We start from the raw sequence: 25,851 nt of genomic DNA, 5'->3' as shown, positions 1-25,851 counted from the left end.
TTTAGCTGGTGCGCTTATTAGAATTTTACTTAACTGGGTATAATTCCATAGGTCATTTCGACTCATTTACATGTCATTGCATCTCTATTTCATGATATTTTGATCGAATAAGTCTCTCGAAGTATGTCGATATATGCTTGCGATACCATCAACAGCATGATCTAAATTGTGTAAAAAGTGGATCGTCCAAATGCCTTTTTTCGTTCAAAAATAGACTTTGCTGAAATGTCACATCAAGCATATTCAATAAAAAACGCCGAGTCATAACAGAAATTAAATGTAGGATATTTAAGAGAAGTACACTTAGTTTTTTAATTTATTTTTTAAACTTAAAGGTTTACACAACACTTAAGCTTGAACAAATACTTTAGTATTTACAAAGCAGTGCCTTAAACATCATGGCACTGCTTTGTTCAAGATATAAAAAATTTAGCCATTAGAATAATAATTTTTTGCGATGCTCATCGCTTTGTAATGGAACAACGTGGTCATCTTTTAAATCAACCCCTGAAAGTTGTAATTTAAATGAATTTCGCATCAACGCCATTAAACGTTGTGTGGCAATTTGAATACTCAGCCCTGCAGGTCGTACATTGGAAATACAGTTCCGGCTTGAATCCATACTGCCTTTTCGCGCTTTCCAAGTGTAATACACCCCCATACTGTCAGGTGAGCTTAGACCAGGCCGTTCACCAATCAACATAATCAATAAGGGTGCATTAAAACTTTCCGCCACTTCATCGCCTAATGCCACACGACTCCCTGTAGCAAGTACAATTGGCGCCAGTTTCCAGCCCTCAGCATCAATATGTTCACGTAAGGAATTGATATAGGCAATGGCATTCTCTTCTATTGCACGTGCAGATAAGCCATCACCAACCACGATACATACATCATATTGCTGTGGGTGCTGTTGTACATAAGTCGTGAGTTGAGTTTGAGCCTGTTCCGATAACTCACGGCCCAAATCAGGACGCTTTAAATATACTTCTTTGTCGGTTGCTTTGCTTTCCACAATGAGACTTTCAAATTTTAAATCTCTAAGCCGAGCTTGCATATTTTCAGTATCTAATTGGTGAAAAACAGCATCTTTGGCCTGTGCATGCGAGAGTTGAAACTTAAGCAATTCCTGAGTTGGAATGCTACATCCTACTCTTCCCATCGCAATTCGGGCATCAGTATATTGTTTTAACTTATGCCAAGGATCTTCATGAAAACCATTTGGAAAAGTTTCAAGTTTTGAGAGCTTCATGGTTTACTCTCCTTTTTATGATAATAATTTAGCAAAGTTTTTTGGCATACTGCTTGGCCAATGAATTTGCCGTTGTTCTTGGTGCAAAATTCCTTGCTGATCTAACCAAGCCGAAAACTCAGGGGCCGGTTTTAATCCCATTAACTGACGTAAATATAAGGCATCATGGAAAGATGTGGTTTGATAATTCAACATCACATCATCCGAGCCTGGAATTCCCATGATAAAGTTAATTCCCGCAGCACCAAATAGCGTGAGTAACACATCCATATCATTTTGATCTGCGTCGGCATGGTTGGTATAGCAAATATCACAACCCATAGGTACACCGAGTAATTTGCCACAGAAATGATCTTCTAACCCTGCACGAATAATCTGTTTCCCATCATACAAATACTCTGGACCGATAAACCCAACCACAGTATTGACCAATAATGGATTATATTTACGTGCCACTGCATAGGCTCGTGCTTCAATAGTTTGCTGGTCCACACCATGATGCGCATTACTGGATAAGGCACTGCCCTGTCCAGTCTCAAAATACATCACATTTTGACCAATTGTGCCTCGGTTGAGTGCTAAAGTCGCCTCATATCCTTCCTGAAGTAAATCCAAGGTAACACCAAAGCCTTCATTGGCCAGTTGTGTGCCTGCAATGGATTGGAACATTAAATCAATTGGAATATTACGTTCTGCAAGTTGAATCCCTGAGCTGATATGAGTTAACACGCAGGATTGTGTTGGTATTTCATATTCTTGAATAATATGATCAAGTAACTTTAACAATTCCGACAAATTATGTAAGTTGTCTGTGGCTGGATTAATCCCAATCACAGCATCACCATTGCCATACATCAAGCCATCCAATAGGCTGGCCGAAATACCCAATACATCATCGGTTGGATGATTTGGTTGTAAGCGAGTTGATAAATGACCTTTTAAACCAATCGTATTGCGAAATTGCGTCACCACTTCACATTTACTCGCAACCAGAATTAAATCTTGATTACGCATAATTTTACTCACAGCAGCAACCATCTCTGGCGTTAAACCCTTGGCTAAATTGGCCAATTTTTCAGAAGTTGCATCTTCACTCAGCAACCAATTGCGAAAATCACCTACAGTAAAGTGCGCAATTGGCGCAAATAAATCAGCACGATGTTCATCAATAATTAAACGCGTAATATCATCTTTGTCGTAGTCGATGACTGTTTCATTTAAAAAAGTTTTTAACGGGACTTCTGCCAAAGCCATCTGTGCTGCCACACGTTCCGTTGCATTACTGGCTGCAACACCGGCCAACTCATCACCAGAACGTAATGGGGTTGCCTTAGCCATTAAGGTCTTTAAATCTTGGAAAATATATTGTTGCTGAGCAACACTATAACGATAACTCATAATTATAATTCCTGTTCTGCTGCCTTAATGCTGGCAAATTCTTCTTCTGGTGTGCCTGAAATCAGATGATGACGACTATAAACAAGAAAATAAACAATGAAGACCACATAGATGCCCAAAGCGATAAACCAGACTTTTGGATCGACCAAGAAACCCGCAACCACGGCGACAATTGATAAGATCAACGCAATACTGGAAGTAAAAATACCACCAGGTGTTCGATATGGACGATATACATCAGGTTGTGAAATACGTAATTTGATATGCGCCATCATCATTAAAACATAAGAAATCGTCGCACCAAATACCGCAATCAAAATCAGTAAATCCCCCTGTTTGGTTAATGACAATAAGAAGCCAATAATCCCCGGAATAATCACGGCTAAATATGGCGATTTATTTTTGTTGGTCAATGATAAAGACGTCGGTAAATAACCCGCACGAGAAAGTGCAAAAATTTGCCGCGAATAGGCATAGATAATCGAGAAGAAGCTCGCGATTAAACCAGCCAAGCCAACAAAATTTACAAAGTTCGCCAACATGCCGTGCCCATATACTTTAACCAGCGCATCCACCAAAGGTGCACCTGAATCTTTAAGTACACTTGCACCTGCTGCACCTGCACTCAATATTAAAATCAAGATGGCAAAAGCAGCCAAGATCAACATTGCACCAATCAAACCGCGTGGTAATGATTGTGCTGGATTTTTAGCCTCTTCAGCAGCTAAAGGAACGCCTTCTACAGCAAGGAAAAACCAGATTGCATACGGAACTGCTGCCCAGATCCCTAAATAACCTTGGGGTAAAAAGCTACTCGCACCGGCTTTAGATGAATCAACTGCAATATCGAATAGATTGGCACTGTTAAAATGAGGAATCATCGCAACAAGGAACACCACCACTGCAACCACTGCGATCGCAGTAATCACAAACATGATTTTAAGTGCTTCACCTGCACCTTTTAAATGAATCCCCATAAAAACCAAATAACAGATTAAATAAATTAACCATCCGCCAACTCCAAATAAGGACTCACAATATGCACCAATAAAGGTCGCGATTGCTGCTGGAGCGATAGCGTATTCGATCAGAATCGCTGTTCCTGTTAAATAACCGCCAAATGGTCCAAAAGCCATACGGGCAAAACTGTATCCACCACCTGCTGTAGGGAGCATGGTCGACATTTCTGACATTGAGAGGCATATACATAGATACATGATCGCAGCAAAAATTACTGCGACAAACATACCGCCCCAACCGCCTTGTGCGATACCAAAGTTCCATCCAGCAAAGTCGCCTGAAATCACATAGGCAACCCCTAAACCGACCAAGAGTAACCAGCCAACAGCACCCTTTTTTAATTCTCGTTGAGCAAAATATTCTTTGGAATCTTCTGTTTTTACGATAGTTGATTGTTCATTTCGAGCGTCCATCATCGTTCCTTTTTAATTTGCCTTCTTTTGTATAAGCAAAAAAAGTGCCTTTCCTTGGATGACGTCAATGTTTTTTGTTCAATCCCATGAACATAACGTCTTGTCAGTTGTTAAAAACTGCTTTTAAATGAATCTACCAAACAAAGGTAGGAGAAAAGTTGAATAGCACCAAACTAGAGAATCGGAAAAAGTTATTGAAAATTGAATAATTAAAAGAAAAATAATGAAATTTATATATTTTATTTACTTTGTTATTTGTTTATTTAATTTAAGATATTATTTAGTATATATGCATAAATGGATTATGCGATGGACTCAAAACCACATGCTAAAAAGCCAACAATCAAAAATGAAAATTTAACCCCTACTCAAGCAAACTCACGTTCCCAGCAAGCATTACAATCCGCACTGATTCAATGTCAGCAGGATTTACTCAACACGGCGCTGCTCGCTGCTGTTGTTATACAAATCAGAGATCTGCAAAAAAACCTACTGTGGTGTTCCGCCAATACAGATCCATTCACAGGATTCCAGCAAGATCAGGATTTGGAAACAAAGCCAGATCACTATATTTATAGTGCGCCTATTCTTGATTTAACATCAGGGGAAGCATGTGGTGAAGTGGTTTTATTTCACAGCTTAAATCAAGCAAATATTTTTGGACAATTGGCCGTTACACAATGCGCCGAGATCATTGCACAAAAATTATATACACAGCCCTTTAATCGTTTAACTATCCATGCATTTTCAGTCCCACAGAAAATAATGATCAATAATCAGTCGATCCTTTTAACGCCACGGCAGTTTGAAATCATCTGTATTTTAATTCTAAATCCTTTGGGCTTAACCCTAGAACAGCTACATATTTATCTCTATGGCGATGAACAGATCAGCTTAAATACGCTTAAATCTGAGATTTCTTATTTAAAAAATAAGGTTGGCGAATTAATCTGTGCAAGAACCTATCAAATACAGGCAGAAATTCATGCAGATTTTAAAGAATTGGAAGATGCTGTCGATGCGGGTTATCTTGATACAGTCAAGCAACTCTACCAAGGTCATTTCTTTATAAAAACCAAAAGCCCTTTTCTAAACAATTGGCAGCAGATTCTAAGTATGAGGATCAATAATCTGCTTGTATAAACATCCTTGGCTTGCGATCGATTAATATCTATCTCAAAGCCTCATTCTCAAAATCCGATTTGCCAGATCTAGCTTTAAAAATAATGTACAAAGCCTAAACCAATTTTTTGCCAATCGAGTTGGTTTTGTTGTTGGTACTCCCAATTGACGTTTAATGAATTTTGACGATTGAGCGAATATTGTAGTGTACTCTGGATACGTAAATTCCACTCACTTGAATCTTGCCAATAGGGTAATTCGACTTGAACAATACTGTTTAAACGATCTGACCATACATTTTGGCAGCCTAATGTTGGTCCTAGTCCAACGCGCCAGCCTTTATCCAATGATGTACCTGCTTGAAACTGTGTTTGTAGTTCTGCATAACAAAGATGCTTACGATCATCATCTGCAAGGGTATAACCAGATTGGGCTTTTGCACTGACTACGCCATGTTGTTGCTGGTCACTAAATTGTCCATTTTGAATGGCTTCTTGCTGCCAGCCTAAAGTAAAACCCCAGGTTATTGGCATTTTAAACGGGGTGATGGGGTTATAAGAGTTTACTGTTAATACATCGAGATGTTCCAGTTTAAGCCGATCATCTCGCCATTGCGCAGCACCGTCCAGAAACAACAATTGCGTGCCTGTACGGAAGCCGCCCTGCGGATCTTTTAGTTCGTGATAGGCCTGACGATGACCAATTTGTACAAATTTTTCACCCTGAACCTCACCTGCTTCCACGGACCACTTACGTGAATCATGTCCATTAACTGGATCAACTTTCGGACGCACAGGTGCTAAACGCTGTTTCTCTATAGGGATTTGACTACGTAAGCCTAGCAGTTGTCTAAAACGCGGTTGAGTAAAGCTTGCATCGACCTGACGAGCAACGAATTGTAAATATAAATCGTCATAGGCCATTTCTAATATTTTTGCACGATCTTGATCATCATAACCAGCGATAGCCGCTTGCATCTGTTGTGGTTCTAATACTGCAATTGCATGGGCTTTTTTTGCCAATGCATGACCATGTTGTTTGGCCTGTGAATTTAATTGTGTTTCTAACGCTGGACGATATACCGCTTCTCTTACTAATCCCTGTTGCTCTACGGCTTTAATGGTTTCAATTGGGATCGCTGCATATGTAAATTGCTTGCGTAAATTCGAGCTTGGACGGACTAAATCAATCAACCCCAATAAACGATAGGCACAATTATCACTGACAAAATAATAAGGAAAACTGACCTTTTGCATTTCCCAAATATGTTTTACCAAAAAAGCGGTCTCTTCAGGATTTAAATTGAGTTCATATTCCCAAAGATCACGGCTTTCAAAATCACCATATTCTTTCACTTTGCGATAATAAGGCATTAAAGAATATTCACCAGGATATTTCCCAACTAACCCTTTCCATGCATAAGACCAATTGTCATCGCTGTTTACTGTGGCTGCATAATTCACAGCATAAGAAACTAAGTTGAGCTGTTTTTGATCTTTAGGATCAAGACGAAGCAAGGTATGTCCAAACATTGAGCTTGGATTGCCCATAAAATCAGTCGCATAAATCAAGGTCACTTGGTAGGGTTTGATTTGTGCATACCATTGATCAAACTCAGGACAGGACACAACGGGTAATTGTTGTTGTGAAATATTCAGTTGTTGTATCAACCATTGGCTACGTGCAGGAAATTTACAACGAATGGATTGATTGGCAGCCGCGGCTTGAAACAGTGCAGTGATATCTGCATTCATTTCATTTTGGATGTTCTGGCGACCATCTTGAGCAAAAAAATAACCTGAATAACTAACTTCGCTTTGATTTGTGCTTTTATGACTAGTGTTATGGTGATTTAAGTCTTTAGCAGAGGCATCTTCTGCATAAAGTAAACGTTTCCAGGTGATATGACTGGCTAATTGTTTTTGTTGTGCCAGTTTTAACGCATTTTCTAATGCATGCTGATTCTCTAAAGCGGATTCCGCATGTAAATGAACGGTAAACAATGAACTGAGTAAGCTTAAACTAAGTGCTAAATATTTCATTCAATCATCAATTTATATAGATATATTATAAAACTGCGCAATTAAGAAATGTTGGTTCAATACAAGAGTTCGCTCAATGTTTACTCCTGTTCGATTCATTTCTCAATAATGTATATTTGATAAAATTTAAATAAAAAAACCCTGCAACAAGGCAGGGTTTTTGATGCAATTAAACGTAAGCTTTTAACACTTCGTCTTTTGCCATCACTTGTTGAAGTGACGCTAATACTTGTAGAGAATTTTGATTTTCTGCTGAATAAATACTTGCAAAGTTTGACTTCGCTACAGCATTGAAACGTGCTTTATCTGCATCTTTAACATTTAACAATGAAGCAAGTACGTTTAGGCTTTCACCTTGACCTACAGCCATATCACGTGCAAGTGCTTCTGAGTTTTCATTGGTAAAGGTCACAACTTGCGCAGTCACTTTACCATTGCCATTACAACCTAAAGTACCAAACGTAATACCTAATAATTGGTTAGTAAAAAGACCATTGGTGGTCGCCGCTAAAATTTTCGGTACTTTTCCAGATTGACCAGCCCAAACTTGTGAACCTACACCACAACCCACATCTGGATCAGCCATAGCAACACTTGAACCCGCAGCCAATACAGCAGCCAAAGCGATTTTTTTTAACATATAATTCTCCAGAATTTTCATATGCATTGTTTTAATTCAACATATGTAAATTGTTATTTTCCATTATGTGTAAGTTTGATTACACCTATTTAGATTTATCACATAAATTCAGATATGCAAATCTAAATGTGACAATTACGAAATTATTTATTGTACTTTTTTAGTGACCATTCACCCTTTTTATTACGATCTCCAAGAATCTTAAGCACCAAAACCAGACTTAAAAGTAACAGTAAATACCACGAGCCTAGCTTACCCCACCCCACCATATGCCATGCATCTACTTGACTTGGATACAACCAAATTTTATTAAAAGTGCTAATATTTTCAGCTACCCAAATTATAAATGCCAAAACAACCAATACTGGCAATATCGGAAGCTGAAATTCATGCTGTTGTAGTTTAAAACGAATTTTTGTTTTCCAAAAAATCACCACACTCCAAATGAATAATACATTTCGAAAATCTGGAATAAAGAATTTGCTCATGAAATTGATATATGACAATAGTGCCAGACTCAACATATTGGCAAAACTGGGCAAATTTAAAAATGAAACCTGATACAAACGCAGTGAACGTGCAAAAAAACTACCGACTGCCGAATACATAAATCCTGCAAATAAAGGCACGGTCAAAATTTTAAAAACGGCAGGTTGCGGATATTGCCAAGAAGCAATTTGCGGGTGTGTTAAAAATATTTCCATCCCCATGGCCATGATATGAAATAAAGCAATAACTTTCGCTTCTGCCCAAGATTCTAGTCTTAAATACAATAAGCAGACTTGAATGATCAACGCATAAAATAATAAACAGTCATAACGGAACAAACCATAAAATTCATGGCTGCCCATCCTTGCCGTAATGACAAATGCAATCAGCAATAAAATACCAAATAAGGCAGCCGATGCTGCCTTAAATAGAAATTCATATAATGATTTAAAATAGATCATAAATGCATTTACAACAATAAGTTAACCTAAGTATTTGGCACTGTATTGGTGTACAGTGTCAATAAATGCTTTTGGTTTTTCAGGGTCAACCCATTGGGTAATACCATGACCTAAGTTGGCGATATAACCTGTTTTCTCACCATTGGCATAAGCATCATCCAACATGGCTTTGGTTGCTTTTTCAATAGAATCTGCTGAACCATACAATGTTGCTGGATCTAAATTTCCTTGTAGTGCTGCACGTCCATTGACGGTTTGGCGCGCCACGTTTAACGGGGTTGTCCAATCTAAGCCAAATGCATCTGCACCTGTTGCAATCATTGGCTCTAACCATTGACCACCGCCTTTGGTAAATAAGATCACAGGTACTTTACGCCCTTCATGCTCTCGTTTTAATCCTGCAACAATTTTCTGCATATATTTGAGTGAAAATTCTAGATATTCACGATGCGCCAATGCACCACCCCAGCTATCAAAAATTTGTACAGCTTGAGCACCAGCCTCAATTTGAGCATTTAAATAGTCAATTACAGCATCGGCTAAACGATCTAATAAAGCATGTAAAACTTCAGGTTGTGCATACATCATCTGTTTGGTAAAACGGAAGTCTTTGCTTGAACCACCTTCCACCATGTAGGTTGCCAAGGTCCACGGACTACCCGAAAAACCAATTAAAGGCACCTGACCACCCAAAGCTGAACGAATGGTTGAAACCGCATTCATGACATAAGCCAGATCAGATTTGGCATCGAATTTGGGTAAATTTGCCACATCCTGTTCAGTACGAACTGTTTTATGGAATTTAGGGCCTTCGCCTGTTTCGAAATAAAGCCCTAAGCCTAAAGCATCGGGAACAGTCAAAATGTCTGAAAATAGAATTGCAGCATCAAGCTCATAACGGCGCAAAGGCTGTAAAGTTACTTCACAAGCAAATTCTGTATTTTTACAAAGAGAAAGAAAATCACCTGCTTTCGCACGTGTTTCACGATATTCTGGTAAATAACGTCCAGCCTGACGCATCATCCAAACCGGAGTCGTATCTACAGGTTCACGCAATAAGGCACGTAGAAAACGATCATTTTTTAAGGTCGTCATTTACTTTCCCAATCAAAAATTAAATTCGCCCCATCATAGCAAAAAGGCCTGCTACATAACCATTTATAGAAAATTTTTCTCAATAAAGTTTTATTTGCTTGCTTTGATTTAAATTTCGTTTGGTATACGAAAATAAAACAAAACCAGCTGACAGAGAAAATGTCTATAGAAAAAAATGATTAACACAAAACAAATACTGCAACACCTTATAATTTCTGCAATACTTACACAGATTTTTAGTCATAAATTATGAATAATTCTTAAGGTTGATCTACATGTTCGTTCGCTCAATTCTTGCTTTGAGTTTAAGCTGTTTATTAACAGGTACAGCTTTTGCTGCATCTACAGCTGAGCAACCTCTAACGCCTAAAAAAGTTGCTGCTCCCGTTGAAGATCCTATTGATCCACTTGCTATTGACAGTTCTGCTTCAAGTGTAGAAACACAGATAAGCCAGCAAGAGCAACAAGACTTAGACAAAGCTGCAAACACGCTACAAAATTTAGAAAAAACTGAGGATAAAAACTCAGGTACTGCTATTGCCCCATCATCTCCACAGACCACGACTGCAAAAACGGCAAGCAATCCAAATGCACCGAAAGCATCATGGACTTTAGATGGGATCAACAATGCACAATGGTACGAAAATATTGGCAAGGGTCAATTCCCTGTCTATGCCCGTGCCCATGTCATGTTAAATAATGCACATGCTTCACCAGGTGCAATTGATGGTTCAAGCGGTATGAATACGCTGAAAGCCATTGCTTCATTCCAACAAATGAATGGCATTAAACCGACGGGTGAGTTGACCAAAGAAACTTGGGATGCATTAGTGTCTCAACAAGGCAATAAACCTGCTTTTGTGGAATACACGATAACTGCTGAAGATCTAAAAGGTCCTTATGCAAAATCAATTCCGCGTGATTATGCTTTACAAGCAAAAATGCCAGGTTTGTACTACACCCGTGTCACCGAAATGTTGGGTGAAAAATTCCATATGGATGAAGAGTTCTTAAAGAAACTTAATCCTAAAGCAACATTTAACAAAGTTGGTGAAAAAATCGTTGTCACCAATATCCGTAACGAATTGCCTGAAAATATCCATTTAATTGTGGCGCATAAAGGTGCGAAACAATTGTATTTATTTAATGCGCAAAACCAAATGGTTGGCTCATTCCCTGCCACAATTGGTAGTTCTGATACGCCATCGCCAACAGGAACCTATAAAGTTACCGGTGTTGCTCGCAACCCTTGGTATAGTTACTCGCCAAGTAACTTTGTACAAGGCAAAAACTTAAAACCATTATCATTACCACCTGGTCCAAATGCCCCTGTAGGCAACATCTGGATTGGCTTGAGTAAGAAATCATTTGGTATCCATGGTACGCCAAACCCATCTGCAATTTCGAAAACAGCTTCACATGGTTGTATTCGTTTGACCAACTGGGATGCCAATGATTTAGGTAAAAAAGTTAAATCGGGTGTAACGGTTAAATTCTTAGAATAATCTTATACTTGATGAAATGAAAACCAGTGTACATACACTGGTTTTTTTATTGCAAAAGCTAAAAACTTTATCGTTCCAAAAATAAAACAACATGTTGCTATTTTGCTATTTCATCCCAATTAGTTAAATATTAATATTTACTCATGTTAAAAAATAAAGAATTGGAGACTTGAGATGAATACTTTTTTACATCACAGCGAAAACCGTGGTCACGTAAAAATGGGTTGGTTAGACACCAAACATAGTTTCTCTTTTGGTAGCTGGTACGATCCTAAATATATGGGTGTTGGTTCTTTACGTGTAATCAATGACGATACCATTGCAGCACATAAAGGTTTCGGTACTCACCCACATGACAATATGGAAATTTTGACCTGTGTACTCAAAGGTACCATTTCACACAAAGACAGTATGGGAAATGAACGTCATATCCATGCGGGTGAATGGCAATTGATGAGTGCAGGTACAGGTGTACAACACAGTGAAATCAACCAAGGTGATGAAGCCGTTCATATGCTACAAATTTGGGTGATTCCAAATGTTCAAGATGCTGAACCGAATTATCAACAAATTGAACGCGATCCTAAAAAATCACCAAATGAATGGCAATTGATTGTGGGACCAAATGACAATGCGCCGATGCATATTCGTCAAGATGCTGAAATTAAAGCGGCATATTTGGAAAAAGGTCACACACTTGAAGTGAAAGCAACCCAAAAATTTAACTATGTACATGTGATTGAAGGTGAGATTGATATTGCCGGTCAAGTCGTTAAAGCAGGTGATGCTTATTTATTTGACGAAGATTCAACACTCACTGCACATGAAGATAGCCAATTTATTTGGTTTGATTTAAACAGCTAATCCGTATGCAATAAAAAACCTCCGTATGTAATATATGGAGGTTTTTTTATGTCGAGCTTATTGAATAAGTTAGCAGCAGTGTTTAAGCGCAATAATCTTTTTTCTGATCTTTAATCAATGATAAAGCAGCATTCCAAGCGGCCTGAATAATCGGTTCAGCGGCATCACTTTCAAATTGCTTGACCGTATATTCACATATTTGCTTACTCGGATAATGCAGTTTTGAGCTGCTCATGGCTTTGATCTGAACTTGACACGCCCGCTCTAAAAAATAAATTTCATGAAATGCTCTCGCAATACTATTACCAGTGGCGAGCAAACCATGATTACGTAAAATCATGCAACGATAATTGCCTAAATCCTCAACCAAACGCTCTCGCTCTGCGGTGGAAAAAGCGATGCCCTCATATTCATGATAAGCAATATTATTATAAAATTTCAGTGCATGTTGCGACAAAGGCAATAAACCTTTTTCTTGTGCAGACACCGCAATCCCATCTGCCGTATGGGTATGAATAACACAGTGAATATCATCTTTGGCATGGTGCAAGGCAGAATGAATAACGAAACCTGCAACATTGACCATTTTCCCTTGGTCATAATCGGCCACAATATTCCCTTCATGATCAATCTTCACCAAATCTGATGCTTTCATCTGATCAAATGTCACCCCATAGCGGTTAATCAGAAAATGATCAGGCTCATGCGGGACACGTAAACTGATATGGGTATCAATCAAATCGGTCATTCTATAGTGTGCAATTAAACGATACAGTGCTGCCAACTGACAACGTGCTTCCCATTCAGCCTTATCAATATGCTTTGGACGTTTCATCCTAAAATCCTTTTTATTGCCAATGTATAAAACATCATTACTTTTAACGAGAGTTCAACAAATTAACAAGTTTTAATTCGTGAATGGCGACTAAAGCATCAAATTTGAGTTTACAGAATATAAAAAATCCAAACCAATAATTGAATATTGATTTGGATTAAAATTATTAATTATCATATTTTTTATTATTATTTATACTTATTAAATTATTATAATAAAGCTTTATCTTTTATTTGTTTTTATTAAATTAAAAAATTAAATTATTATTTATTTTAATTCTTCATTATTGTTATAAAACGCCCTCATTCGTTGTTATAAAAAATAGATTTAAATACTGAGCTGATAGAGCAATTTCTTACCCTTAAAAGTTAAATCCTTAATAAAAACAATATCTCTATTGTCTAAGTAAGAAATAGCATCATCAATTTCAATGTAGTCTTCATCAATCAACCATGAAATATCCAGTTCGTTTAAATCAACCATACCGACTAAGTAAATAGCCTGATTTTTATTTTGTCGATTTTGAATGTTTTTTAAAATTTCGCGTATCTTAATCCAGTCTTTCATATTTTAAATCTCATCGTGCTTACAGGTTCTATTATATTTATTGGAGAATTAAATACTAGATAGAAAAATGCCCTATGCGACAAAATTTGTCGCATAGGGCATCACCATAAAAAACCACAATATCTGTATAAATTTCATCCATGAATATGAATCAGAATTTCCCCAACAATCGCTTTAAAATTGCAATATGAAAGCTTGAATTCATCCCCTATATGCTGTTTTCATACTTATAGTCAAATAAGGAAAAATCACCTCTGCTTGCAGCGCTTCTTACAAACTCACTGCGAGCGTCCTAATTTTTGTGCATGTGATTGACCTTTGCAAAATCACGATTCCATATTTCACTCGTGTACAAACTTTTGCTCAATGAGATGTCATACACAATCCCATTCCCCACAACCAATAAATGCCACGTTTTTCACGGTAAAATCTGCTGTTTAATCATTTGAAGTCACAATCTTATCCCTTTGCCTTAAGAAGACTGTGATATGGACTTTGCAGCATCACTTGATTCTAGCTTGATCTCATCGGGCTGTTTTTCTCCACGATTTAAAAATAGATTCAATAAAATTGCAGCCAAAGTTGCTGTACCAATTCCTCCAAGATCAAATGATCCAATATGTACACTAAAATTACCTGCCCCCATGATCAAGCTGACCGCAGCAATAATTAAGCTACTGTTTTTAGTGAAATCAATTTTGTTATCAATCCAAATCTTTGCACCAGCCACTGTGATTAAACCAAACACCACAATCGAAGCACCACCTAAAAGCGCAACAGGAATAGTACTGATCACCGCTCCAAACTTAGGTGATAAGCCCAACAAAATGGCAAAGATCCCAGCAATCACAAAGACAGTAGTTGAATAAATTTTAGTGACAGCCATAACCCCAATATTTTCAGCATAGGTTGTCATCCCTGTCCCACCAACAGAAGCTGATAAACTGGTACATACACCATCGGCAAAAAAAGCACGCCCCATATAAGGTGATAAATCACGACCCGTCATTGCAGATACTGCTTTAAAATGACCTAAATTTTCAGCGACAAGAATTATTGCCACAGGCGCAATTAACAGCATGGCATTGGCATTAAACGTAGGTGCAACAAAATGTGGTAGGCCTAACCATGCAGCATTGCTGATGACTGCAAAATCGATAGCTTTGCCAAAGCCCATTACATTGGCAAGGATAAAATATAAGACATATGCACAGACCAAACCCAACAACAATAATAAGCGACGCATCATGCCTCGGGTAAATACAGCAATCGCACTGATACACAGAATGGTTAGAATTGCCATCCAAGTATCAAATGAATTTGCTGAAACACTTTTAATGGTGACGGGTGCCAAATTTAGTCCAATGATCATCACGATTGCCCCCGTAACAATCGGTGGCATCAACTTTTCAATCCAACCCGTTCCCGTCTTCATGACAATTAAACCAATCGCGGCATACAGCAAACCACAAGCGATGGTCCCCCCCAAAGCCAAGGCAATATTCGGATTTGACCCCACACCTGCATAGCCCGTTGCAGCTGCAACAGCACCGATAAATGCAAAACTCGATCCGAGATAACTTGGCATTCTTCCACCCGTCATCAAGAAGAATAAAATTGTGCCGATACCTGTGATAAATATAGTTAAATTGGGATCAAAGCCCATCAACAAAGGCGCGAGAACTGTTGCACCAAACATTGCAAATGCATGTTGCAAGCCCAAAACGATACTTTTTCCGACAGGTAAATATTCATCAATTTGCACAGGGGTATGATCTAAATTTCCTGTGTATGGTTTAAATGATGTAAACCATGGTTCTTTTGTCGCCATTTTCTAAGTCCCCATATTGAGAGATCAACATACATTTTGAGGTTCACAGTAACTGCGTTTGAAATATAGAAGCGCATTTAAACTTGGGTTGTGACGAATTGCTTTGACCTGACAAAACAATACATCGTGGCTGCCGACCACTTGACTGGATACCACTTCACAATCAAATGAGATTAGGGCGTTATCTAACACGGGAGAACCTGTCACCAGTTCACTCCATTCAGCTTGCGCAAACCTCTGTTGCATCGGTGTTTTGCCACCAAAGAGATTCGATAATTCGGCTTGATTTGAACCCAATGTATTGACACACAAAACTTTATTTTCAGAAAAAATGTGATATACCGAAGCAGCCCGATTAAGACATACCAATAAAGTTGGAGGTGAATCCGTTACACTGCATACTGCGGATGCAGTAAAACCTGCCTGCCCTGCATCACCTTTGGTGGTGATCACATTGACCGCAGCACCTAGGTTAGACATACCTTGTCTAAAGATAGCTTGATCGATTTCTAAATGGACATTGGCTTCACACGGCGTGTTAAACTCAATTATTTCACCAGTAAGTGCACTTTCCTGTTTGATCATTTGCATCATGACGCTCCCACCTCAATGCGCAAATGTTCATCGAGGTTAAAATTCTTTTTGAAAAAAATGATTAAAACGCATAGACAAATCTAGACATGCTCTATCCCACATGTGCTACAGATGCAATTTCTACTAAGGCTTCGGGTTTAACCAGTCCGACCTGTACACAATATCGAGCGGGTTTATCATTGGGAAAATATTCAGCATAGACCCCATTTAATGCGGCATAATCCGCCCAATCTTTGACGAATATTGAGTTAAAGGTAATATCATCCATTGTCCCACCTGCAGTTTCGATGACGCTTTTAATGGTTTCTAAAATATGCCGGGTTTGCCCTGCGGCATCACCGACACAGACCACATCATTATTTTCATCAAAAGCCAAAGTACCTGAGACATAAACAATATTGTCTGCTTTGGTTGCTGGCACATAAGGTGCAAGGGGCTTAGCCGTACCTGCTGGGATCACAACTTGTTTCGACATTTTGAATTCCTTTATTTTTCCTGAAAGCATCTTCACCATAGACTTCAATACTAGAGAAGGCACAAGACACATAGCCTGTTGAAAACCATTAAGCCGTTCGACTGAAAGTGACGTGATTTGGCTGTGCCTGTTGAGTATTAAATGTCTTTACAAATGATGCCGTGTCAGACACCCATCCAAAAAAAGTTTGAATGTTATATAAGGCTGCCTCTTGCGCTGCTGGAGGACCCGCTTGATAACATGCATCTTTAAGCGCCACACCAAAGTATTCCAAGAAAAAACCATCTCTGAGGGTTGATTCCACACAAACATTGGTGGCAATCCCAACGAAAACTAAATTTCGGATGCCACGAGCACGTAAAATGCTGTCCAGCGCCGTATTAAAAAAACCGCTATAGCGTGGTTTCTCGATCACAATGTCTTGAGCTTGAGGCTTTAACTCATCAATTAATGCAAAATCCCACCCCCCTTTTGCCAATAACTTGCCTTGTAAATCAGGATTTTTACGCATGGTTTTTAAGGCATTGGATTTATGAAAGTTAGGAGAACCTAGGCCACCTGCTTCTATATATTGCTCATCCCATCCGTTTTGGAAATAGATCACTTGGATGCCCGCGGTATGTGCTGCATCAATGCTTTTTTTAATATTGGCAACCACAGGTTGAGTGGCGGAAACATCAAAACCTGCCAAATCTAAATAACCACCGATTGAGGTATACGCATTTTGCATATCAATCACGATAAGCGCCGTTTGTTCTGGTGCAAGCTGAATTGATTCTGGTTCTGCTTTTAAGACTCTGCCGGTTCCTGCATGTGCGGTAAAATCTGTACAGACCAGATGTTCTACAGCTTTAGCGTCATTCATCATAGTCATGCGCTTTTCTCCAAAACGGGTTGAGCTGGTTTTTGATAGCTTGCAACAACCTCTTTCCGGCAACTCATCAACGGTTGAATACGTTGTCCAAAATCCTCAACTCCTTGTATAAAATCATCAAAAGTTAAAAGAATCCCTTCTGTACCTTGAATTGTAGAAATTTCATCTAGCATCTTGGCTACATTTTCATAAGAACCAACGATTGTTCCCATGTTGATATTGACGGGTGAAACACTTGAAGCCATTTGACGAATATTGGTATCTGTACCCGATGTTTGATCTTTGCCGCCTTGGTTCATTAACCAATTAATCGCCTCTAGATCTGCCCCTTGGTTATAGCTCTCCCATTTCGCCATGGCGTGTTGATCTGTCTCTGCGGCAATCACCATAAACAGTACATAGGTTTGTACATCTCTTCCAGTTTGGTCGGTATGTACTTTTAAACGGTCATTAATTTCAGCGTAAGCGATTGGTGTATTTAACCCTTTGCCAAAGACAAAATTATAATCTGCATATTTTGCAGAGAATGCTAAGCCCGCATCAGACTGGCCTGCACAAATAATTTTCATATCAGCTTGCGGCTTAGGCTTAACTTGGCAATCCTCCATTTGGAAAAACTCACCTTTAAAATCAGATGTTCCTGTTGTCCAAAGTTCACGTAAAATTTCGACATATTCAGATAAATAATCATAACGTTTAGAGAAATAATCATTCCCTGGCCATAGCCCCATCTGGGTATATTCTGGTGGTTGCCAACCCGTCACAACATTTAGCCCAAAACGTCCATTTGAAATTGAATCAATCGTAGATGCCATACGTGCCACGATGGCTGGTGGCATCACCAAAGTTGCGGCTGTCGCAAAAATTTTAATTTTGCTGGTGACGGCAGCTAAACCCGCCATTAATGTAAAAGTTTCTAAGTTATAATCCCAAAATTCAGTTTTACCACCGAAACCACGCAATTTAATCATCGACAATGCAAAGTCAAAACCATAATGCACTGCACGTTGTACAATCTGTTTATTTAACTCAAATGTTGGCTTATATTGCGGTGCATTTTCTGAAAGCAACCAGCCATTATTTCCAATCGGACAAAACACACCAATTTTCATAGCTAAACCTCACTGGACAAAAAACATTCTAAAAAAATCTGATCAAAAATTTAAAACTTCACTCAGCTTATAATTATTAATAATGCATACTGCATGCCACTAAATTTAGACAATTGTTTTTATTGCAAAAATTTTAATTATTATTTTTTATTTTACCTTTTGGTAAAATTTATGATTTTCTTAAGCAAAAAAATTAAACTAAAATAGTGCATAAATGCGTCATTTTAGATCATTGAAAATTCTAAAATCTGATTGAACAAAAAATAAAAAACCGCATAAAAATGCGGTTCGATGGCATAACAATTGGCTTTTAATAAACCAGTATTTCAATACAATAAATAATCCAATAAAAATCAAAATTTAAACCGCAATTAAAGCTATAACAAAATCAATATTTATAATATTTTATAAGCATCCTCAACAGCTAATCGAGGCAATCTTGCATATATTCTTTATGAGTAACATAACCAATATTAATAATCCTATTAGCAGCTGTTATGCTTTGTCCTAACTTTCATTTTCTAAAGAAAGCACTGCCTTTCATCCTAGTTTGGCCTCAGATATCGTCAAAAAATATAAATCGTACAGGACAACAATTGGCAGAAGTAGCCCATTTTTTACTACATCATAAATCTACTGAATTTGTTCAGCACTGATTGCTTTATATCACCAGCCATTGTAGATTGTGGCCGCTAAGCACAATTGATGTGAATCCATTTTTAGGTTGTGGTTTATAGCACCTCTTCTACTAAATTTTGAATTAAAATCTGATTGAATGTCTTACTCTCCGTTACTGAGGATGCATGTGCTCCTGTTTCCAACAGTGTTAATACGCCATGCCCCAATACTTTTTTAAGATCGATACTCTTTTGATAAGGCACTAAAAAATCATCTTTGTTGGCAATATAATACACATCTGTTTTCGCCAAAGCTGCGACATGTTCAGGTAAAATTTTAAAATTCATCAATGCATTCATACGTACCAATACATTGTTGATGGGTGGAAAATCATCAAATCCAGAATTTTCAATATCCTGAATTTTTTGAATATGTTTTGAGATATAGGCAGGCGGATATAGGAATAAAGCTTGTACCCGTATATAAGCTTCAACACCTACATTTTCTAATAAAGTCATACGTGCCTGAAAACACTTCTGTGTATGCGGATCAAGCGCATCCCAAGCATTAATAAAAGTGAGACTGGTTAATGATATATCTGTATTCTGAACCAAAACCGCCAATTCTGCCCCGATGACTGCGCCCAAAGCATGTCCAATAAAATGGCATTGTTTGATCTGTTGTTGATGCAGAATATCGAGAATTTGTTTGGCCATATTTTTGATTGAGTATGATGTTGGCAATGCATCAGAATCTGCATGACAACCTTCTTGATCATAAACAAGCACTTGAAAATATTGGGTTAAGGTTTCAATTTGTGGTTGCCAAAATGAGGCGTGCCCACCTAAACCTGAAGATAAAACGACAATCTCAGCATCTTGCTGAGTAACACAAGGAAAAATTCGATAGCTCATTGTTTTACCATTCTATTAATTTGTTCATTTAATAACAGCAAAAAATATGCCGAATACTTGTTATGTTTAGGTTGGTTTTTTTGAGGCTTTTGATAAAGAATGTTAACGTTCGGATTTTTTATCCTATTCGTTTACACGCTCAACATAACATCAGAATATTTTTGACATAAAACTAAAAAGACTTTTGATGAAATGAATCTTTTTCAAATAATTCGACATCCCAAACATAGACCTACCTATTAAAATTTGGACATTGAATCAAATCTTTTTAATGTATCATAAAAAAAGCAACAAGAATGTTGCTTTAAAATAGCAAAGACTTTCAGCCTTATCCGTATAGATTGTTTCAATCAACGCATCCGTTTTAAGTTATAAGTTACAACGCCCCAAATTTCAAATTCTTGCCCTTCTTCAATATAAATATTTTTAAATTCTGGATTCTCAGCTTTTAACCAAACTTTCGGTGGATCAAACTGCTTGTCAATCATCAAGCGCTTCACGGTAAAATCATTATCAATACGGGCAATGACAATATCGCCAGATTTTGCAGAAATGCTACGATCTACAATCAAGGGGTCTTCAATATCAATACCAACATCAAGCATTGAAAGCGAATTTGCTTTAACAATAAAGGTAGAACTCTCATTTCGAATTAAATATTCATTCATATCCAATGATTGTTCTATACTATCTTGAACAGAAAATGGCACGCCAGCAGCGACTCGTTCTGTCGCAAGCGGAATCTGATAAACCTTATCATTCTTAGGCTGAATGGTCTGGATATTTATGCTAGAGCTTAAATCACTGAGCTGGCCGTTTTTGAAATTTTTCAGTAACCAGTTTTTGATAAAATCTACTTGTGACTCTGGGACACGGATGACTTTGGTCGGCTCACTAAACTGTGCCTTACGCCCAGCATTGGCTCTCGCACCTCCGTGTTCAAATTCTACTTTCTTAGACATTATTTATCCTATATGCTTCATAAAAGCCTGTAAAATCAATATAGCTTGAAAAAGTTACAAATTCAAGTTGACGGCAAGTTTTTTTTGAATAACAATAACTCTATCGATCAGTTTTGATACATCTATTTGAACAAGGACGACAAAGATAATCAATATACTTATCATAAATCAATAATTTAGAATACAGACATCTTGTTAATTTATTGATATTTTTGAATAAGTTCTCTGATCCCACTTAAGCACTTAATTGATTGATTTTCTATGTGGAGACATAAAAATGGCGACTCAACGTGATGCAATTCTTGGTTATGCAGACGAACAACATGCTTACTATATTCGTTTGATTGAAGACAATAATGTGTTAGGCAGCCAGTATGGTTTATTTTGTGAAAATACCAATAGCGATATCGCTGAAAGTATCATGACCACATTATTTTTAAAGAAATCATTTTGGCTCAATGGTTCTGAATTTAGTGATATTGTCAAAGGTTTAGAACCTCTTCCACTTTAAGCGGATGCCAACCTAATAAAATTGGATCTGCTTAAATATTCAACTGAAGTTTATGATTTGATATGTATTTCGTGATTAAAATGTCGTTGTATTCCCCTCGATACAACGACGATTTAATTTTCAATTGAGCACGCTATCGATTGCATTTAGATGTTTGTCTTAAGCACTGAACTTGTGAATCAACTGCTTACCATCCATAATCTCTTGTTTGATTATTTCTTTTTCGTTATTCCTACTTTATCCATTTCTTGATTATCTTGTCCTTTTATTGAGCCTCTACTGAGTTCTTTACCAGTCACTTATAAAGATCATTGATCACCTCGTATTCACGAGCTGCTGAAATACTCAGACTAATCCAATCCCTCCTGTTTATTCATGGCACTTATTTTGCTTAATAAATATTACGTTTTTCAATAATCGTAATACTCAAGCTAAAATGAGGGCGGTAAATATGGGTTATGTCGCAAAGGAAATTGGTCAAAAGAACAAGCTATTACTGAGCTTGTGTTCTTTTCTGATCCCTATTTTGCTCTGGTGTGCGGTCAGTTATTTACCTTTTATTTGGCACCCTCAAGTGCAAATTACAGATTCTGGTAGTGTCTCGTATTTTCAAGTTGGCAGCCGAGTTGAAAAAAGTGTGTTCTATAGTGAGGCACAAAATGCGGTCGATCACCATTCTGCACCACCACAAGGTATTTTAGTTAATCCCATTTACTTACCTGCACCACATGAAGTGGCTAAAGCCTTGGTGACTGCATTTACCACACCGCCAGAACAACCAGATACACCATGGTTTCATCAAAGCTTATGGCACAGTATTAAAATCGTTTTTTCCGCTTTTTTAATCTCTTCAATTTTTGGTATTCCGCTGGGGATCCTCTGTGGTTTCTCACAAAAAATATCGCTACTTACAGAACCTTTTGTTGAATTTTTCCGTTATTTACCTGCACCTGCATTCGGTGCGCTTGCTGTTGCCATTCTCGGAATCAATGATGCGCCTAAGATTGCAATTATTGTAATTGGAACGTTATTTCAACAAATCCTAATTATTGCCAATACAACCCGTATGGTCGATAAAGGCTTAATCGAAGCGGGCTATACCCTTGGAACTAATAAGCTTAAAAGCCTATTCAATGTGGTGATTCCTGCGGCTTTTCCAGATATTTACCGTGATTTACGTGTCTTGTTGGGTTGGGCGTGGACCTATTTGATTGTCTCTGAATTGATTGGTACGACCTCAGGTATTACATGGTTTATTACCCAACAAGCACGCTATCAAAACTTTGACAATGTATATGCTGCGATCTTGATTATCGGGGTGATTGGACTGGTGTGTGATGTGTTATTAATGAAATTGGGCGAGCGTATGTTCGCATGGAAAGCAGGGGCAAAATAATGAATGACTCAACTTTTAATTCAGCTGAATATTTTCAAAAAATTTATGCACGCCCTGTCATCTTAGAGGCTAAACAACTCAGCCAAGTATTTAAACATGGTAAAACTGAACGAACCGTTTTAAATCAACTGAATCTTAAAATCCATAAGCGTGAATTTATTTGTGTGATCGGTCCATCAGGTTGCGGAAAATCAACCTTAAGCCGAGTGATTGCAGGTTTAGATCCATACCATAGTGGTGAGATCTTGGTCGATGGCGAAGCTATTACAGGCCCAAGCCCTGAACGTGGCATGGTATTTCAGGGTTATACCCTATTTCCTTGGAAAACGGTTAAAGAAAACGTCATGTTTGGCCCACGAATGAAAGGTGCCAGCCAAATGACTGCGGAAGCCCATGCACGGGAATGGATCAATATTATTGGCTTAGACAAATACGAAAACCAATATCCACATCAACTTTCAGGTGGAATGAAACAGCGCGTTGCTATTGCACGAGCTTTGGTTAATGAACCAAAAATCTTATTGATGGATGAACCTTTTGGTGCGCTTGACCCGCATACCCGCCAGAAGATGCAAAAGCACTTAATGGATTTATGGCAAAACATTGATATCACGATTATTTTTGTTACGCATGATATGGATGAAGCTATTTTATTGGCTGACCGTATTGTCGCGTTAAAAGCCAATCCTGGTGAAATTAAAGAAATTATTGAAGTAGATTTACCACGCCCGCGTTCATTAGATGTTATGACAACTCCCGCTTTTCAACATTTAAGAGCGCGAGTGGATCAGTTGGTCCATGCTCAGGAAGATGAGCTTGATCCATCACTACAAGACTTACCCAAAATACCGCGTATGACCCAAGTCAGTACAGGTCAATAAGCAGACGGATTTTTAGAGCATTTGGGACGACCCAAATCGCTAAATTCTTTGTTGGACGGCCAACCTTGGTGATATTCATGTCAAACACATATGTTTTACCGCTTGTGGACATTTCTCTACTCTCCAGCCCTGAGCTTCAAGATCGACTCACGGTCGCACACGCTTTAGATCAGGCATGTAAAGATGTTGGTTTCTTATATTTAACAGGAGAACAATTTAACCCTGAGTTATTTCAAAAGCTTTATCACACTGCCCAGCAATACTTTGCCCAAGATACTGCCATTAAGATGCAGCATTATATTGGCTTATCAGAAAATCATAGTGGTTATGTGCCAATCGGTGAAGAACGCTTTGTTGAAACAAGTTATGATCTCAAAGAGGCCTATGATGTCAATTATGATCACCAGAGCCAAGCAGATCGTCGCCCCTTGGTTGGCCCAACACAGTGGCCTGATGACCCGATATTTAAGCAGCAAGTCTCTGCCTATTATCAGCATATCAAAGCGGTTGGGCATGAAATTTTCCAAAGTTTTGCATTGGCACTCGGTCTAGATGAGCATTATTTTGATGCACATATTTCCAAAGCTCCCAGCCAACTTCGCCTGATTCATTATCCTTACCATCCTGAAATTCAGGATAAAGAAGGTATCGGTGCGCATACCGATTATGAATGTTTTACTTTGCTCTTACCCACAGCGCCCGGATTACAAGTGCTTGATAAAACGGGGCAATGGATTGATATCCCCCTACTTGAAAATACATTGGTCATGAATATTGGCGATATGATGGAAATTTTATCCAATGGCCGATATTTAGCAACCAAACATCGTGTAAAAAAAGTGGCTGAAGAACGCTATTCATTCCCGTTTTTCTTCTCTTGTGATTATGACTATGTAATTCAGCCTTTAATCAAAGATCAGCCTGCACAATATGCGCCTTTAAAAGGTGGTGAACATCTTTTTAATCAAACCGCACAAACCTTTCAGTATCTCAAAGAAAAAGTGGCACGGGGCGAAATTCAACTTGAAAATGCCCGCCCGCTTTATTCATTTGGTTTAAGCCAAAATGAGGAGTCGAAATGAACTTATTAGACCTCTGTACACAACTTAAACCAACGGATGACTCAACCTGTTTATTGCCCCAATACTTATTGGGTGCTTTCCGCCGTAAGAGCATTACCTTTGCCAATGGTTTAACCGATGAAAACACCCTCGTCTATTGGTTTCAATCCAAGACATTTACCATTGATTTACGCTTAAAAGACCCTCGATCAACACCCGTTTTAGAACGACAAGGTTGGGTTGGCGATACCCTTTGGGATGCTCAAAATCAATTGCTTTCATGGCATCTCAGCAGTAATTATCAAAATCATGTGCAATGGCCCGAACCTGCCAAATTGTATTCGATTGGCAATGCCATACTCGAGTTTTCACCCAGCCATGCTTATGTTGAGGATTGGCGTCAACAAGCGACTCGCGGCATATATCTTGGCTTACGTTTATTTAAAATTGAAAATACTGAGTTAAATACCAGTTATCCTGCGGATGGCGGCTTGATCCTTTGTGATCATTTTATTGCCTTTGCCAAGTCTCGACATCCCGATATACAACAGGTTTTAAAATCTGCTGAGACGTTAACAGACGCTATTTCAAAGCAACAGATCAGTCTAGAAGCTATCCAAGACTATGAGGTTTCGATCAGTTTTGATCAACAGATCATTGATCTTAGTACTGTCACCGACAAAGTTGGAAGCAAGATTGATCTTGAAAATTTCCAACAGCTTGATCACAACACACTGGTACAACAGCGAATTATCGATGGTGAACATTGCCGTTTATATTTCACACTTGATGTATTTCAGGCAGATTTTTGTTTTACAACACTGACGGGCACTTCAACTGCTAGCCAAAGTTGGTTTGATCATGAAGAAAATCACCTTTTCCATCATGCAAAAATAGCCTTATAAGGAATATTTTCAAG

At 38.2% G+C, this 25,851-nt stretch carries 24 protein-coding genes; 8 read left to right on the top strand and 16 right to left on the bottom strand.

Features of this window, described 5'->3' with window-relative positions; genetic code table 11:
- Positions 1-436 precede the first annotated feature (436 nt).
- From eutC to eat, 3 genes are read right to left on the bottom strand one after another with little or no spacing between them, the layout of a single operon-like run.
- The gene (eutC, locus tag L3V46_RS07285) at positions 437-1,252 is read right to left on the bottom strand and encodes an ethanolamine ammonia-lyase subunit EutC (RefSeq protein WP_239045322.1); all 816 of its coding nucleotides are present in this window, start codon (positions 1,250-1,252) and stop codon (positions 437-439) included.
- Between the two features lie 15 nt (positions 1,253-1,267).
- Positions 1,268-2,650 (bottom strand): ethanolamine ammonia-lyase subunit EutB, encoded by a 1,383-nt coding sequence (locus L3V46_RS07280; RefSeq protein WP_004724618.1) that lies wholly within the window; start codon positions 2,648-2,650, stop codon positions 1,268-1,270.
- Between the two features lie 2 nt (positions 2,651-2,652).
- Positions 2,653-4,083 carry an ethanolamine permease gene (gene eat / locus L3V46_RS07275; protein WP_004822717.1) on the bottom strand — a complete coding sequence of 477 codons (1,431 nt, stop codon included), beginning with the start codon at positions 4,081-4,083 and terminating at the stop codon, positions 2,653-2,655.
- 309 nt (positions 4,084-4,392) lie between these two features.
- Here eat and L3V46_RS07270 point away from each other — a divergent pair, with 309 nt between their 5' ends.
- The gene (locus L3V46_RS07270) at positions 4,393-5,226 is read left to right on the top strand and encodes a helix-turn-helix domain-containing protein (protein WP_239045321.1); all 834 of its coding nucleotides are present in this window, start codon (positions 4,393-4,395) and stop codon (positions 5,224-5,226) included.
- Between the two features lie 74 nt (positions 5,227-5,300).
- On the opposite strand, the gene L3V46_RS07265 is transcribed toward L3V46_RS07270, so the two are convergent.
- The 4 genes from L3V46_RS07265 to hemE all read right to left on the bottom strand — a co-directional run bounded on the left by L3V46_RS07265 (position 5,301) and on the right by hemE (position 9,932).
- A complete protein-coding gene (locus tag L3V46_RS07265; protein ID WP_239045320.1) occupies positions 5,301-7,247 on the bottom strand; it encodes a DUF4105 domain-containing protein in 1,947 nt (648 codons plus the stop codon).
- 169 nt (positions 7,248-7,416) lie between these two features.
- Positions 7,417-7,887 (bottom strand): DUF3015 family protein, encoded by a 471-nt coding sequence (locus L3V46_RS07260; protein ID WP_004822723.1) that lies wholly within the window; start codon positions 7,885-7,887, stop codon positions 7,417-7,419.
- Between the two features lie 143 nt (positions 7,888-8,030).
- The gene (locus L3V46_RS07255) at positions 8,031-8,837 is read right to left on the bottom strand and encodes a DUF817 domain-containing protein (RefSeq protein ID WP_239045319.1); all 807 of its coding nucleotides are present in this window, start codon (positions 8,835-8,837) and stop codon (positions 8,031-8,033) included.
- A 21-nt stretch (positions 8,838-8,858) separates the two neighbouring features.
- Positions 8,859-9,932: a uroporphyrinogen decarboxylase gene (gene hemE / locus L3V46_RS07250; RefSeq protein ID WP_034611784.1), complete on the bottom strand. Its 1,074-nt coding sequence runs from the start codon at positions 9,930-9,932 to the stop codon at positions 8,859-8,861.
- A 275-nt stretch (positions 9,933-10,207) separates the two neighbouring features.
- On the opposite strand from hemE, the gene L3V46_RS07245 reads away from it, so the two are divergent.
- Together L3V46_RS07245 and L3V46_RS07240 are read left to right on the top strand one after the other, a co-directional pair.
- The gene (locus L3V46_RS07245) at positions 10,208-11,437 is read left to right on the top strand and encodes a L,D-transpeptidase family protein (RefSeq protein ID WP_034611785.1); all 1,230 of its coding nucleotides are present in this window, start codon (positions 10,208-10,210) and stop codon (positions 11,435-11,437) included.
- Between the two features lie 174 nt (positions 11,438-11,611).
- Positions 11,612-12,301 carry a pirin family protein gene (locus tag L3V46_RS07240; RefSeq protein WP_004724634.1) on the top strand — a complete coding sequence of 230 codons (690 nt, stop codon included), beginning with the start codon at positions 11,612-11,614 and terminating at the stop codon, positions 12,299-12,301.
- Positions 12,302-12,383: 82 nt separating this feature from the next.
- On the opposite strand, the gene L3V46_RS07235 is transcribed toward L3V46_RS07240, so the two are convergent.
- The 9 genes from L3V46_RS07235 to umuD form a co-directional block, all read right to left on the bottom strand.
- Complete coding sequence (locus L3V46_RS07235) at positions 12,384-13,136, bottom strand: class II aldolase/adducin family protein (protein WP_056517856.1); 753 nt, start codon at positions 13,134-13,136, stop codon at positions 12,384-12,386.
- A 327-nt stretch (positions 13,137-13,463) separates the two neighbouring features.
- On the bottom strand, positions 13,464-13,703 hold the full coding sequence (locus tag L3V46_RS07230; RefSeq protein WP_004724636.1) for a hypothetical protein: 240 nt from the start codon (positions 13,701-13,703) through the stop codon (positions 13,464-13,466).
- 472 nt (positions 13,704-14,175) lie between these two features.
- The gene (gene rutG / locus L3V46_RS07225) at positions 14,176-15,534 is read right to left on the bottom strand and encodes a pyrimidine utilization transport protein G (protein ID WP_239045318.1); all 1,359 of its coding nucleotides are present in this window, start codon (positions 15,532-15,534) and stop codon (positions 14,176-14,178) included.
- A 24-nt stretch (positions 15,535-15,558) separates the two neighbouring features.
- Positions 15,559-16,125: an NADH-dependent FMN reductase RutF gene (gene rutF, locus L3V46_RS07220; RefSeq protein WP_035371025.1), complete on the bottom strand. Its 567-nt coding sequence runs from the start codon at positions 16,123-16,125 to the stop codon at positions 15,559-15,561.
- Positions 16,126-16,219: 94 nt separating this feature from the next.
- Positions 16,220-16,603 carry a pyrimidine utilization protein C gene (rutC, locus tag L3V46_RS07215; protein ID WP_239045317.1) on the bottom strand — a complete coding sequence of 128 codons (384 nt, stop codon included), beginning with the start codon at positions 16,601-16,603 and terminating at the stop codon, positions 16,220-16,222.
- Positions 16,604-16,691: 88 nt separating this feature from the next.
- On the bottom strand, positions 16,692-17,468 hold the full coding sequence (gene rutB, locus L3V46_RS07210) for a pyrimidine utilization protein B (RefSeq protein ID WP_239046761.1): 777 nt from the start codon (positions 17,466-17,468) through the stop codon (positions 16,692-16,694).
- Positions 17,469-17,473: 5 nt separating this feature from the next.
- Positions 17,474-18,589 carry a pyrimidine utilization protein A gene (gene rutA, locus L3V46_RS07205; protein WP_239045316.1) on the bottom strand — a complete coding sequence of 372 codons (1,116 nt, stop codon included), beginning with the start codon at positions 18,587-18,589 and terminating at the stop codon, positions 17,474-17,476.
- 731 nt (positions 18,590-19,320) lie between these two features.
- The gene (rutD, locus tag L3V46_RS07200; protein ID WP_239045315.1) at positions 19,321-20,121 is read right to left on the bottom strand and encodes a pyrimidine utilization protein D; all 801 of its coding nucleotides are present in this window, start codon (positions 20,119-20,121) and stop codon (positions 19,321-19,323) included.
- A gap of 350 nt (positions 20,122-20,471) precedes the next feature.
- Entirely contained in the window at positions 20,472-21,083 is a 612-nt protein-coding gene (umuD, locus tag L3V46_RS07195; protein WP_004822739.1) for a translesion error-prone DNA polymerase V autoproteolytic subunit, read from the bottom strand.
- 277 nt (positions 21,084-21,360) lie between these two features.
- On the opposite strand from umuD, the gene L3V46_RS07190 reads away from it, so the two are divergent.
- From L3V46_RS07190 to L3V46_RS07170, 5 genes are all read left to right on the top strand, one after another.
- On the top strand, positions 21,361-21,594 hold the full coding sequence (locus L3V46_RS07190; RefSeq protein WP_004724652.1) for a hypothetical protein: 234 nt from the start codon (positions 21,361-21,363) through the stop codon (positions 21,592-21,594).
- 451 nt (positions 21,595-22,045) lie between these two features.
- Positions 22,046-22,990 carry an ABC transporter permease gene (locus tag L3V46_RS07185; RefSeq protein WP_004724654.1) on the top strand — a complete coding sequence of 315 codons (945 nt, stop codon included), beginning with the start codon at positions 22,046-22,048 and terminating at the stop codon, positions 22,988-22,990.
- Positions 22,990-23,871, top strand: coding sequence for an ABC transporter ATP-binding protein (locus tag L3V46_RS07180; RefSeq protein ID WP_239045314.1), 882 nt, complete (start codon positions 22,990-22,992; stop codon positions 23,869-23,871). Before L3V46_RS07185 ends, L3V46_RS07180 begins: the two co-directional genes overlap by 1 nt.
- 77 nt (positions 23,872-23,948) lie before the next feature.
- A complete protein-coding gene (locus tag L3V46_RS07175; RefSeq protein WP_239045313.1) occupies positions 23,949-24,953 on the top strand; it encodes a 2OG-Fe(II) oxygenase family protein in 1,005 nt (334 codons plus the stop codon).
- Positions 24,950-25,837, top strand: coding sequence for a hypothetical protein (locus L3V46_RS07170; RefSeq protein WP_239045312.1), 888 nt, complete (start codon positions 24,950-24,952; stop codon positions 25,835-25,837). Before L3V46_RS07175 ends, L3V46_RS07170 begins: the two co-directional genes overlap by 4 nt.
- Positions 25,838-25,851 lie beyond the last annotated feature (14 nt).

It is taken from the genome of Acinetobacter sp. AG3 (genome assembly GCF_022343575.1).
GTDB lineage: Bacteria > Pseudomonadota > Gammaproteobacteria > Pseudomonadales > Moraxellaceae > Acinetobacter > Acinetobacter guillouiae.
The sequence above is the reverse complement of the archived record's forward strand: the minus strand, read 5'-3'. Positions and strand labels throughout refer to the sequence as shown.